The organism is Saccharomonospora sp. NPDC046836, from assembly GCF_040645195.1.
GTDB lineage: Bacteria > Actinomycetota > Actinomycetes > Mycobacteriales > Pseudonocardiaceae > Prauserella_A.
In genome coordinates, this window is the sequence record NZ_JBEYXW010000004.1 from 346,127 (window position 1) to 358,558 (window position 12,432).

Annotated in this window: 11 protein-coding genes and 1 pseudogene; 9 read left to right on the forward strand and 3 right to left on the reverse strand. The window is 66.7% G+C overall.

Features of this window, described 5'->3' with window-relative positions; translation table 11 throughout:
• Positions 1-70 precede the first annotated feature (70 nt).
• The 4 genes from ABZ863_RS08305 to ABZ863_RS08320 all read left to right on the forward strand — a co-directional run bounded on the left by ABZ863_RS08305 (position 71) and on the right by ABZ863_RS08320 (position 3,964).
• Complete coding sequence (locus tag ABZ863_RS08305; protein WP_358532378.1) at positions 71-1,021, forward strand: alpha/beta hydrolase; 951 nt, start codon at positions 71-73, stop codon at positions 1,019-1,021.
• Positions 1,022-1,123: 102 nt separating this feature from the next.
• Complete coding sequence (locus ABZ863_RS08310) at positions 1,124-2,053, forward strand: LysR family transcriptional regulator (RefSeq protein WP_358532380.1); 930 nt, start codon at positions 1,124-1,126, stop codon at positions 2,051-2,053.
• Positions 2,054-2,152: 99 nt separating this feature from the next.
• The gene (locus ABZ863_RS08315; RefSeq protein WP_358532382.1) at positions 2,153-3,313 is read left to right on the forward strand and encodes an NAD-dependent formate dehydrogenase; all 1,161 of its coding nucleotides are present in this window, start codon (positions 2,153-2,155) and stop codon (positions 3,311-3,313) included.
• A 111-nt stretch (positions 3,314-3,424) separates the two neighbouring features.
• A complete protein-coding gene (locus tag ABZ863_RS08320) occupies positions 3,425-3,964 on the forward strand; it encodes a DinB family protein (RefSeq protein ID WP_358532384.1) in 540 nt (179 codons plus the stop codon).
• 6 nt (positions 3,965-3,970) lie between these two features.
• Here the strand turns inward: ABZ863_RS08320 and ABZ863_RS08325 are convergent, their stop codons facing one another.
• The 3 genes and pseudogenes from ABZ863_RS08325 to ABZ863_RS08335 form a co-directional block, all read right to left on the reverse strand.
• Positions 3,971-4,975: a methyltransferase domain-containing protein gene (locus ABZ863_RS08325; protein WP_358532386.1), complete on the reverse strand. Its 1,005-nt coding sequence runs from the start codon at positions 4,973-4,975 to the stop codon at positions 3,971-3,973.
• Between the two features lie 347 nt (positions 4,976-5,322).
• A pseudogene (locus tag ABZ863_RS08330) lies at positions 5,323-5,415 on the reverse strand (IS5/IS1182 family transposase); the annotation flags it as partial.
• A 110-nt stretch (positions 5,416-5,525) separates the two neighbouring features.
• Positions 5,526-6,623 (reverse strand): terpene synthase family protein, encoded by a 1,098-nt coding sequence (locus ABZ863_RS08335; protein ID WP_358532387.1) that lies wholly within the window; start codon positions 6,621-6,623, stop codon positions 5,526-5,528.
• Positions 6,624-6,918: 295 nt separating this feature from the next.
• Between ABZ863_RS08335 and uppS the strand changes: the two genes are divergently transcribed.
• From uppS to ABZ863_RS08360, 5 genes are all read left to right on the forward strand, one after another.
• Positions 6,919-7,866 (forward strand): polyprenyl diphosphate synthase, encoded by a 948-nt coding sequence (gene uppS, locus ABZ863_RS08340; protein WP_358532388.1) that lies wholly within the window; start codon positions 6,919-6,921, stop codon positions 7,864-7,866.
• 89 nt (positions 7,867-7,955) lie between these two features.
• The gene (gene ispH, locus ABZ863_RS08345; protein WP_358532390.1) at positions 7,956-9,197 is read left to right on the forward strand and encodes a 4-hydroxy-3-methylbut-2-enyl diphosphate reductase; all 1,242 of its coding nucleotides are present in this window, start codon (positions 7,956-7,958) and stop codon (positions 9,195-9,197) included.
• Between the two features lie 50 nt (positions 9,198-9,247).
• A complete protein-coding gene (locus ABZ863_RS08350) occupies positions 9,248-11,011 on the forward strand; it encodes a 1-deoxy-D-xylulose-5-phosphate synthase (protein WP_358532417.1) in 1,764 nt (587 codons plus the stop codon).
• Positions 11,008-12,135 carry a flavodoxin-dependent (E)-4-hydroxy-3-methylbut-2-enyl-diphosphate synthase gene (ispG, locus tag ABZ863_RS08355; RefSeq protein ID WP_358532392.1) on the forward strand — a complete coding sequence of 376 codons (1,128 nt, stop codon included), beginning with the start codon at positions 11,008-11,010 and terminating at the stop codon, positions 12,133-12,135. Before ABZ863_RS08350 ends, ispG begins: the two co-directional genes overlap by 4 nt.
• Positions 12,136-12,336: 201 nt before the next feature.
• Positions 12,337-12,432: helix-turn-helix domain-containing protein (locus ABZ863_RS08360; RefSeq protein WP_358532419.1), on the forward strand; the 96-nt coding region annotated here is incomplete at its 3' end.

A 12,432-nucleotide genomic window follows, 5' to 3' on the forward strand; every position in this document is an offset into this window, starting at 1 on the left:
ACCAGAGGCGGCTTCGTGCCATAGTCGAGTTGTAGGTGCCGGATCAGGTCGCGCATGAAAAGGAAATCCGATGACCGATCACATCCTCGAACCGGCCGCACAGGAGATCGCGAACGCGACGGCCAAGCCACCGTTCCTCTACCAGCTGGGCGCTGACGGCGCTCGCAAAGTACTCGACGACATCCAGGCAGCGCCCATCGACAAGCCCGACGTCGACGACAAGTGGATCACCGTGCCGGCGGAGGTCGGTGACGTCGGAGTCCGCATCGTCAAACCGGTAGGGGCGACGGGCACACTTCCGGCGATCCTCTACGTACACGGCGGAGGCTGGATTCTCGGCAACGCCGGCACACATGACCGGCTCGTCCGCGAACTCGCCGTCGGGGTCGGCGCCGCCGTGGCGTTCGTGGAGTACGACCGCTCCCCCGAAGCCCAGTACCCGGTCGCGATCGAGCAGGCCTACGCCACCGCACAGTGGATCACACAACACGGCGTCACCGAGGGGCTCGACAGCTCACGTCTCGCTGTCGCCGGCGATTCGGTCGGTGGCAACATGTCCGCCGTCCTCGCCATCCTCGCGAAGCGGCGCGGCGACGTCACCTTCGTGCACCAGTCGCTCTACTACCCGGTGACCGACGCCGCGCAGGACACCGCCAGCTACCGCGAGTTCGCCGACGGCCCGTACCTTACCGCCAAGGCGATGGCCTGGTTCTGGGACGCCTACCTGCCCGACACCGCAAGGCGAGCCGACATCACAGCGTCTCCGCTGCGTGCGGACGTCGCGGCTCTGGCTGGACTGCCCGAGGCTTTGGTGATCGTGGACGAGAATGACGTGCTCCGCGACGAGGGCGAGGCCTACGCCAGAAAACTCACCGCGGCAGGCGTCCGTACCACGAGCGTCCGCTACAACGGCATCCTCCACGACTTCATGATGCTCAACCCGGTCCGCGGTACCGCGGCCACGACGGCCGCCATCGAGTACGCCGTCCACGACCTGCGCAAGGCACTCGGAACCAACTGAAGCCCTGCTCGACGGCGGTATCGACCAGTTACTGTGGCTGATGAGCCCCGCCGGGCTCGCGGCCTTCCCCAGCGCGCGCCCGGCCGTAACGGAGGTCGTGCCGTGCTGTTGCGTCAGTTGGAGTACCTCGCCGCGCTGGCTCGCGAACGGCATTTCGCACGCGCGGCCGAGGCATGCCACGTGTCCCAGCCGTCGTTGTCGGCGGCCATCCGCAAGCTGGAGCGGGAACTGGGCGTGCCGATCGTCCGGCGGGGCAACCGGTTCGCCGGGTTGACGCCGGAGGGGGAACGGGTGCTGCTGTGGGCACACCGAATCCTCGCCGAATGCGACGCCCTGCGCCATGATCTGTCGACGATGCGGGCAAGCCTGTCGGGTGTGCTGCGAGTCGGTGCGATCCCGACGGCGCTCACCGCGGCGCCGTTGCTGACGACACCGTTCTGCGAGCGGCACCCGCACACCAGGATCTCACTGGAGTCGTTGTCCTCACGCGAGATCATGCGCAAGCTCGGAGATTTCGAGCTCGACGTCGCAATGACCTATGTGGACGATGACGAGCTCGGCGAGGTTCGCGTGACGCCCCTGTACGAGGAGCGCTATCTGCTGCTGACCCCGAACGACGGCGAGTTCGCCGAGCGTGCTGTCGTGCGCTGGGCGGAGGTCGCCACGTTGCCGCTCTGCCTGCTGGCTCAGCGGATGCGTCATCGCCGCATTCTCGACGAGATCTTCGCGGCGGCGGGTGTCACCGCGGTGCCCGCGATCGAGACGGACACCGTGTCCGCACTCTACGCGCACGTCGCGACCCACCGGTGGTCCAGTGTGGTCGCACATGCCTGGCTGCACATGTTCGGTACGCCAGAAGGGATGCGGGTGGTACGCCTGGAGAATCCCGCACGTGCACCACAGATCGGCCTGGTGATCGCCGATCGTGAACCCCAGCCGATTCTCGCGCGCGCGTTGCTGGATCTCACCCGGGACCTCGATGTGCGGAGCACTCTGGATCGCGTGCTGCACGATCACCTGGACACCCGATAGGAACCGGCTATCGCGGGATAGGAACTTTCGCTTTGCCTCGCGCACTCGCGGGGAGCATCGTCAAAGGCACCTGCTGGCAACAACTTTCGGGAGACTGCCATGGCAAAGGTGCTGTGTGTGCTGTACGACGATCCCCGCGACGGCTACCCGACTTCCTACGCACGCGATGACCTGCCCCACATCGAGCGTTATCCGGACGGTCAGCTCCTGCCGACACCGAGCGCCACCGACTTCACGCCGGGACAGCTGCTCGGCAGTGTGTCCGGTGAGCTCGGACTGCGCCGGTTCCTCGAAGCCGGCGGGCACACGCTGGTGGTCACCTCGGACAAGGACCGCGCCGGCTCGACGTTCGACCGCGAGCTGGCCGATGCGGATGTGGTGATCTCGCAACCGTTCTGGCCCGCGTACCTCTCCGCGGAACGGTTCGCGGCCGCCCCCAAGCTGAAGCTGGCCATCACCGCGGGTATCGGTTCGGACCATGTCGACCTCGACGCCGCGATCGACCATGGCGTCACGGTGGCGGAGGTGACCTACTGCAACAGCATCAGCGTCGCCGAGCACGTGGTAATGATGATCTTGTCACTGGTCCGCAACTATCTGCCGGCGCACCGATGGGTGCTCGACGGGGGTTGGAACATCGCCGACAGCGTCATGCGCTCCTACGACGTGGAGGGGATGCACGTCGGCACTGTCGCTGCCGGGCGGATCGGCCTCGCCGTGCTGCGCCGCCTCGCGCCGTTCGATGTGCACCTGCACTACACCGACCGGCACCGGCTGCCCGAGGCCGTCGAACGGGAGCTGAACCTGACCTACCACCCGAGCGCGGCGGACATGGTGCCTGCCTGCGACGTGGTGACCATCAACGCCCCACTGCATCCGGAGACGGAGGGGCTGTTCGACGATCAGCTGATCGCCACCATGAAGCGCGGTGCCTACCTGATCAACACGGCACGGGCGCGGATCTGCGACCGCGACGCCGTGGTCCGCGCACTGGAGACCGGTCAGCTGGCCGGATACGCCGGTGACGTGTGGTTCCCGCAGCCCGCGCCTGCCGACCACCCGTGGCGCGCGATGCCGCACCACGGCATGACCCCGCACATTTCCGGCAGCTCGCTGTCGGCGCAGGCCCGCTACGCCGCCGGCACGCGGGAGATCCTCGAATCGTGGCTCGCCGGCACGCCGATCCGCGACGAGTACCTCATCATCGACGCAGGCGCCCTCGCCGGCACCGGCGCACACTCGTACTCGGTCAGCCGCTAGGTCTCGGCGGCCAGCTCGTACGCAGTTCGCGCAATTCAGGTCAGGAAGTGACCGGTAAGCCTCCTAGCGTTGGTGATAGCCGACAGATCACCACAACAGGAAGCGAAAACCATGACCACCAACGAAGTGGCTGCACCGGTTGCCACCGGCGAACGTGCCGACCTGCTGGCGATGCTGGCCAAGCACAGGTACTTCCTGCGCTTCACCACCCGCGACCTCACCGACGAGCAGGCCGCGCGGCGGACCACCGTGAGCGAGCTGTGCCTTGGCGGCCTGATCAAGCACGTCACATCAGCCGAGCGGAACTGGATGGACTTCATCCTGAGCGGCCCTTCCACCATGGGTGACTTCACCGCCATGACGGAGGACGACTGGGCCCGGCGGGCCGACGAGCTCCGGTTGCTGCCCGGTGAGACGTTGGCCGGTGTGCTCGCCGACTACGCCGATGTGGCCCGCCGGACCGACGAGCTGGTCGCCACCCTGCCCGACCTCGACGCGACCCAGCCGTTGCCGAAGGCCCCCTGGTTCGAGGCCGACTCGCACTGGTCGGCCCGGCGGGTGCTGCTACACATCATCGCCGAGACCGCCCAGCACGCGGGCCACGCCGACATCATCCGCGAGTCACTGGACGGCGCCAAGAGCATGGGCTGACCGGTCTCAACTGCGCTGAAGGGTGATGACCTCGGCGTGGGTTCCCGCGATGCTGACCGGACGCCGATCCCGCAGCGCCAGCCCAGCCGCAAGAGCCTGTGCTACCTCGGCCGCCGGTAACAACAGAACCGCGCGACCGCCGGGACGCAGCACGCGGTGCAGCTCCCGCCACAGCGGCAGCGCACCATTCGCGAGAGTGCCCTGGGGGCGGACCTGCCGCCCCCAGGGCGGGTTGCTCACGATCACGTCCACGCCTGCGCTACGCAGGGGCAGCTCGCCCGCGTCGGCAACCGTCCAGCGCACCGGGGCCACCTCGCCGTTGATCACCGCGACCTGGATCGCGTGCGGATCGCGGTCACAGCCCACGACGGACACCGCGGGAGACGACAGCGCCGCCTCGATCGGCACCGTGCCCGATCCGCAGCAGGGATCGAGCAGCGTCGCACCCACGGCGGGCCGGGCCAGCCGCACCAGCGCGGCGGCCAGCGGCGGATGCAGGCTCCCTGGGCGCGTCAAGCGGCGATACGTTCGGCGATGAAGGGGACACTCACCAAGACGCAGTGCGAGGACCGCGCGACCGGACTCCACCGTGACACGCCAGCCGAGCCCGCCGGGAAGTGGCGCGGCATCACCTCTGCGCGAGTGGTACGGAACACCGAGCGCCGCGGCGAGCGGCTCACCGACGGCGTCCTCGATGTCATAGCGGTTGTAGTTGCGGCGACCGAGAAACGACGCCGAGACCTCCACCGCGCTCACGGTGCCGGTGGCGCCGCAGCGTTGCCGCACGGAGAGCAATGACCGCAACGGCACGTCCATCGCCGCCCGCGCCAGCCGATGCAGACTCGCCCGCTCACGCCCGACACCCGTGACCACCGCACCGATGACGAACACGTCGTCCGCGCAACGCAGGCCGAGCAGCGCAGGCCCCGGCTCGGCACATCGGAACCACACCTCGCGGTGGCCGATGTGAACAACCTGGCCGAGCCCCTTCTCCTGGATTTCCTGTACCACCAGAGGCTCGATGCCCCGCACCGTCCGCGCCATGAGGCGCGCGGCCCTCACGGTGCACGGACGGCATCAGGACGTAAGGCATCCTCGGCGCGCGAACGCGCCGATACCGGAAGAACCACCGATCTTCTCCCACGTCGCGACCCGGGCGGCAGGCAGCCGCTCCGCATCGCCGGCGAGGGGATGTCCACAACCCGCCAGCGGTCGCGTCAGAGTCGGAAGAAGAATGTCATGCTGGCGACCCTAGCGATGCGTCCGCGTCGCACGCATCCGGATTTCCGGATGCCGCAGTCCCGCGCCAGCGCGAACACTGCCTGCCGAAAGCAGGTCAACACCCTGCTGTCCCTGCGGGTGCCGCGCCCGCGACGCTCGGCGTTCAGCAGCCGGCTGAGGTACTGGGCAAGTGCGCGCGGCACGTCGAGCGTGGCACGAAAGGCGATCACGTGGAGTCGTTCGGGCGAAGATCACTTTGGCGAGCGTTCTTCTACCGGGGACTCCGGCCCCTCTCTCTCCGGGGTATCGCGATGGATGGTGTCATAGCTGCTGGACAAAGTCATTGGGGAGTAAGGTGGTTCCACCACCACGACAACGACGGCAGGCTGCGATGATCCACAATTGCGGGCGCGGGTCGTTCGGCGAAGTTCAGCGTGATCGGCGTGAACTCTGCGGGTGGGGGTTGGTCGCGCGGGGTGAGCACGGCGTAGCGAGCGGAACGGGCTCCCCACTCCAGATCGCCCCGGATTCCGAAGCCAAGGTTTTCGATGTAGTGCCGTGTTGGGCTACTCACGCGCGGCAGCAGACGTTCCTGCAGACGGAGAAACAGGTCCATGAACAGGTCGCGCAGAGCGGTGGCCTGTACCAGGGCCTCGTCGGTGGGTACCTGATAGAGACGTGCGATCGTGGTCACCACATCGGGCACGTCGCGTTCCCGCACGTCATGGCCAAAATGGGACAGCAGGTCGTTATCCAGACCTAGCACCAGGTACGCGGACTCCTGCAAGGCACGCATGGCTGGCGAGTCCAGTTCGTTGCTCGGCACTTCCTCTGGGTGCGTGAATTCCGTCAGTACGGCGGTTGCGCATGCGCCGACGGACAACATACGCAGGTGGCAGTAGTCATCGAGGGTGCGTGGCTGGCTGGTGGTGGCCTGCCAGCACACCGAGAGGAACCATCTGCGGTGTCCCTCGACGAACCGCCGTAGTTGGGGTGGGGACGCCATCGCCTGATAGTCAGCGATGAACGACTGTAATGCCGGGGCGAGGCCAGTGCCGGGCGGGTCGAGCGGTTGCGGGGTTTCCATGAGCCGCAGCACTCTGCTGACCAGTTCGGCGGCGCCTCCGGCACCGGACCCTGGTGTTGATCTGTCCGTGACATCGTCCAGAGCGAGGGCCCAGTACATCCAGCGAGCAGACAACTCCACTCGGTCGGTGCTGCCGTTGGGAAGAAAGCTGGCCACGGCGGTGGCAGCGTCAGCCGCGACCAGCCACGCGCGGCTGGTGCTGTCGTGGTAGGGCTGGTAACGGTCCAACCACTGAGCAGCGTTCCGGTCGATCGCCTCGAGTTCCGGCTGTACCCGATACTCGATCGGGCAGTACATCGGCGGCAGCTCGAGTTGGACTGGTGGTGCGGTGGTACTCGCCGTGCCTGTCACAGCTTCCTCCAACTCGATCGACCGAGCGGCGGGCGGATCGATGCCCCAGGCCCGCCGGATCGGTCGAACCACGTATACCGGTGCCGTAAAAGATGCTGACACGTGGACGACCCGCCGACCATCCACCTCGCCCACTTGACAGCGCACGTCAGCCGTCCGGCCCATAACCGGTGACAGAAACAACTTAAGTCAGCAACCGTAAGGGGTGAGCTGAGCTCGCATTCAGGGCAAGGGGATGGAAGTCGACCAACCCTTGAGGTCAAACTGCAAGTTGCGCCGGTAACACCGTATTGAATTGGCCAGCCGTTTCATTTGCGTGGTCGTCTATCTGAGCGACGACGACGCCGATCGAAGCTATCGGCAAATCCAGAGGGGATTGATTACCGTGTCCAACCCCGTCAGACCCAATCTAGTTCCCACACCGCGAAATGGTAGCTCTGCGGCGAGCAATGATGCTCCCCCGCGGCACATTGGGATCATCATGGATGGTAACGGTCGGTGGGCGGTTCGACATGGGCTGCTGCGCAGGCAGGGGCACCGCCGCGGCTTCAGTCGTCTCCCCGCTGTCATCGACACGGCAGCGGATCTGGGCGTGTCGTGGCTGTCGTTCTACTGCTGGTCCACGGAGAACTGGAACCGACCAGTCGCTGAACAGTGCTGTGTGCTCGGCCTGATCCGTCAGTTCGTGCACACACAGCTTCCGTATTGGCAGGACCGGGGCCTGCGCTTTGCCTGGTCCGGTCGCCGTGACCGGGTCGGTCACCAAGTTCACGACCAACTCGTCTCGGCCGAACGCGTCACCGCGAACAACTCCGGCATGACAGTCTGTCTGTGCGTTGATTACGGGGGACACGTCGAGTTGGCCCACGCTGTGTGTGAGCTTGCCAGACACGCCGCGGCGGGCCGGCTCAACCCGGCACGCATCGACGAAAAGCACATCAGGACATTCCTGTACCAACCTGACATGCCTGACGTTGATCTACTGATCCGTACCTCGGGCGAACAGCGCGTCTCAAACTTTCTGACCTGGCAAAGCGCCTACGCGGAGATGTCATTCCCCTCGACCTTGTGGCCGGACTTCTCCCCCAGTCACCTACACCAGGCAATACGTGAATATGTCGATCGAGACCGTCGGTACGGGGGCCTTTCCGCTGCCGTGATACCCCAAGGAACCACCAAAGACGTAGTGGTGGGAACTCGGACGAGCGGAAGTCGCGATGACGAAACGAGCGTCACAGCCTGATCCCGCTTCGCCGAAGCCAATACACGCAAGTGGCGAAAAATCGCGCGTTTTTCGGCGCCACCACTGATCATCTCCAGGAAGGCCAGAAGATGAACACGCCTGTGTCCCCAGGTTCGGTGCTGGTCGCCGACCGATTGCTGATCCCTGGCCAGCCCTCGATCGTGTGCCACGCAGCCCAAGCTGTGACCGGCGATCTGCACCGCCGCGGCATCACGCCGGTCAGCGGACCGGTGCGTGTGCCCGACGACACCGACCGAGACAGGCCCCCGCCGCTGAGCTTCACCGCGGTGCTGCCCGGCACCGGCGGCCAGGTCGGGCTCGGACTGTCAGCGACCGCGCACGACCCAGATGGCCATGCGATCGCAGCGACCACGCTGGCCACCTGGCTGGCGGTGGTCCGGCCACGCACGCTTCTTCTGGCCTCCCCACGATCGTTCTGCGCCGGTGTGGAACGGGCGATCGAGATCGTCGAGCGCTTGCTCGACCAGCGCAACGGCCCGATATACGTGCGCAAGGAGATCGTGCACAACGCCCACGTCATCGCCGGCCTCCGTGCCACCGGTGCGGTGTTCGTCGACGAACTCGACACCGTGCCCGACGGAGCAACGGTCGTGTTCTCCGCACACGGCGTGTCCCCGGCCGTGCGCGCCGAGGCCGCACGCCGCGGCCTCGAGGTCATCGACGCGACCTGCCCGCTCGTGACGAAGGTGCATACCGAGGCCCGCCGGTTCGCCGAACGCGGCGACACGGTGGTGCTGATTGGCCACGCCGGGCATGAGGAGGTTGAAGGCACCCTCGGCGAGGCCCCGGAGCACACCGTTCTCGTGGAAAACGTGGACGACGTGGCCAACCTGGTCGTGCAAGATCCGCAACGGGTGTCCTACCTGACGCAAACCACGCTCGCAGTCGACGACACCACCGAGGTGATCGAGGCGTTGAGGACACGCTTCCCGGCGCTGCGCGGACCCGGCACGGCCGACATCTGTTACGCCACTACCAATCGTCAGGACGCGCTCAAGGCCATCGCGGGCGAAGCCGACCTCGTGCTCGTCATAGGGTCGATGAACTCGTCCAACTCGCAGCGGCTCGTCGAGCTCGCTCACCGAGCAGGCACACCCGCGCACCTGATCAACGACGCTAGCAATATTCGCCCCGAATGGCTGGCCGACGCGGGCGTGATAGCCCTGACCGCAGGGGCGTCCGCACCGGCACACCTCGTCGAGAGCGTCATCACCACGCTCGGCGGGCTTGGCCCCGTCACCGTCGTCGAGCGCGCGACCAGCACGGAGACCATGCGTTTCACCCTGCCCATCACCGTGAGGCAACCGTGACCACCACCGCAACGTTCGACCATGTCACCGATCCGGGCGCGCTCCGCGCTCTGCCCGCGTCGGCGTTACCCGACCTGAGCGGGTGTATCCGCCAGTTTCTGGTCGACAAGGTCTGCCGAACCGGCGGGCACCTAGGTCCGAACCTAGGTGTGGTCGAGCTGACCATCGCGTTGCACCGAGTGTTCCACTCGCCGCGCGACGTCCTGCTGTTCGACACCGGACACCAAGCGTATGTGCACAAGATCCTCACCGGGCGCGCCAAGGACTTCAGCACCCTGCGCACCGCCGACGGGCTGTCCGGTTACCCGTCACGCGACGAATCACCGCACGACACCATCGAGAACTCGCACGCGTCCACCGCATTGTCCTATGCGGACGGACTGGCCAAGGCCTTCGCGCTCTCGGGCGACATCAATCGCCACGTCGTCGCGATCGTCGGTGACGGCGCGATGACCGGCGGCATGTGCTGGGAGGCGCTCAACAACATCGCCGCGGAACCCGATCGGCCGGTCGTCATCGTGCTGAACGACAACGGCCGATCGTACTCGCCGACGATCGGTGGCGTCGCGAACCACCTCGCCAAGCTCAAGCGGCCGTTGAGCAGACTCCCGCTGCCCCGGACCCTGGACCGCGGCCGGAACCTCTTCACCGAACTCGGCCTGTCCTACATAGGACCCGTCGACGGACACGACATCACCGAACTGGAAGATGCGCTGCGCCGCGCCGCCGCGCTGCGGCGACCCGTCGTGGTGCACACCGTCACCGTCAAAGGTCGCGGCTACGAGCCCGCCGAACAAGACGACACCGACTGTCTGCACGCGATCGGCGTCGTCGATCCCGACACGGGAAAACCGCCAGCGACAAGCCAACCAAGCTGGACGTCGGTGTTCGCCCGGGAGATCACCGCGATCGGTGCCGAACGCGCCGACGTGGTGTGCGTGACCGCGGCTATGCTCCACCCGACCGGACTCGCCCCGTTCGCCCAACGGTTTCCGAACCGGGTGTTCGATGTCGGAATCGCCGAACAACACGCCGTCACCTCGGCCGCCGGACTGGCCATGGGCGGACTGCACCCCGTGGTGGCGATCTACTCGACCTTCCTGTCGCGCGCGTTCGACCAACTTCTGATGGACGTCGCACTCCACCGGCTACCGGTGACCTTCGTGCTGGACCGCGCTGGGATCACCGGCCCAGACGGCCCCAGCCACCACGGCATGTGGGACGCCTCCGTATTGCCGGTCGTGCCCGGGCTGCGCCTGGCCGCTCCACGCGACCCGGCACAGCTGCGCCAGTTGCTGCGCGAGGCGATAGATGTTCGCGACCACCCCACGGTCGTTCGCTACCCGAAGGCCGCCGCGGGAGACGACATCCCGGCGCTGCGCAGGATCGGGCACCTCGACCTCCTTCACGAGACGCCCACAACCGAGGTACTGATAGTCGCGGTCGGTCCCCTCGCAGGTGTCTGTCTCACCGCCGCGCACGACCTCACCGCGCACGGCGTGCACACCGCCGTCGTCGATCCACGCTGGATCGCACCGGTGGATCCCGAACTGGTCAAGTTCGCCGCGCAGCATCGGCTCGTGCTGACCGTCGAAGATACCGCGGCCACCGGTGCGCTCGGCGCCCGCCTCGCCCAGGCCCTCGCCGCCACCGGCGCCGCCACCCATGCGGCCACCCTCGCCCTGCCCGCCCGCTTCCTGCCATCCGCCTCCCGCGGCCATATCCTGCGCGCCCACGGACTCGACGCAGGCGGAATAACGACGACCGTCCTCAAGCGACTCACGCTGATCCACCCACAGGGGGTGAAACCGTGACGGCGACCGACCTCGGCATCCCGACCGCGCCCCGCGCACGGCACCGTACCCGCCAGGTCGCGGTGGGGCGTGTGCATGTCGGCGGCGACGCACCGGTTTCAGTGCAGTCCATGACTACAACCCTGACCAGCGACGTCAACGCCACACTGCAGCAGATCGCCGAACTCACCGCCGCCGGGTGCGACATCGTCCGCGTTGCCGTGCCCTCCCAGGATGACGCCGACGCGCTGCCAGCCATCGTGGCCAAGTCCCCAATCCCGGTCATCGCCGACATCCACTTCCAGCCCCGCTACGTCTTCGCCGCCATCGACGCCGGATGTGCCGCCGTGCGCGTGAACCCCGGCAACATCAAGAAGTTCGACGACAAGGTCGTCGAGATCGCGCGCGCCGCCCAAGCCGCAGGCACACCGATCCGTATCGGCGTCAACGCCGGTTCGCTCGACCAACGCCTGCTCGCCAAGTACGGCCGCGCCACCCCGGAGGCACTCGTCGAGTCCGCGCTGTGGGAATGCTCCCTGTTCGAGGAACACGACTTCCGCGACCTCAAGATCAGCGTCAAACACCACGACCCGCTCGTAATGATCGCCGCATATCGACAGCTCGCTCAGCGCTGCGACTATCCACTACACCTTGGCGTCACCGAAGCAGGACCACCACAACAGGGAACGGTCAAGTCAGCCGTCGCCTTCGGAATTCTGCTCGACGAAGGCATCGGCGACACCATCCGGGTCTCACTGTCGGCGCCACCGGCGGAAGAGGTCAAGACCGGCGCGCAGATCCTCGCCTCACTCGGACTGCGCCCCCGCAAGCTGGAGATCGTCTCCTGCCCAGCGTGCGGCCGGGCACAGGTCGACGTCTACACCCTTGCCGCCAAAGTCGAAGCCGCCTTCGACGGGTTCCCACACCCCCTGCGGGTCGCGGTCATGGGCTGCGTGGTCAACGGCCCCGGTGAAGCCAGAGAGGCAGACCTCGGCGTCTCCTGCGGCAACGGCAAGGGCCAGATCTTCGTACGCGGTCAGGTCATCCGCACCGTGCCCGAGCACCAGATCGTCGACGCGCTGCTCGACGAAGCACTCCGACTCGCTGACCAAACAGACGGTGACCACGACCGTGGACATAGCTGATCGCCACAACCAGCACGGATGGTGGCCCGCCCACGTGAGCATGACACGCGCCACCGCCGCCGAGATAGTCCTCGCCATCACCACTGAGCCAGCAGTGGTTGCAGTCAGCCACGGGCAGGGGACGCTACCACCACCCAGACGCGGTACGGCAGTTGTGCGTAGATTAGGCGTTTGTTAGCCGGAAACTGCCATCCTTACCTTGTGGGAGAATTGATACGGTATCTCCGGCGGCGGGCAGGCCTCACCCAACTCGAGCTCGCGACAGCCGCCGGGATCAGCCTCGCCGCCCTACGAGAC

Excerpts from the sequence above, each read along its gene's own strand:
- ABZ863_RS08305 (WP_358532378.1), top strand. The coding sequence starts at position 71 with ATGACCGATCACATCCTCGAACCGGCCGCACAGGAGATCGCGAACGCG.
- ABZ863_RS08315 (WP_358532382.1), top strand. The coding sequence starts at position 2,153 with ATGGCAAAGGTGCTGTGTGTGCTGTACGACGATCCCCGCGACGGCTAC.
- ABZ863_RS08320 (WP_358532384.1), top strand. The coding sequence starts at position 3,425 with ATGACCACCAACGAAGTGGCTGCACCGGTTGCCACCGGCGAACGTGCC.
- ispH (WP_358532390.1), top strand. The coding sequence starts at position 7,956 with ATGAACACGCCTGTGTCCCCAGGTTCGGTGCTGGTCGCCGACCGATTG.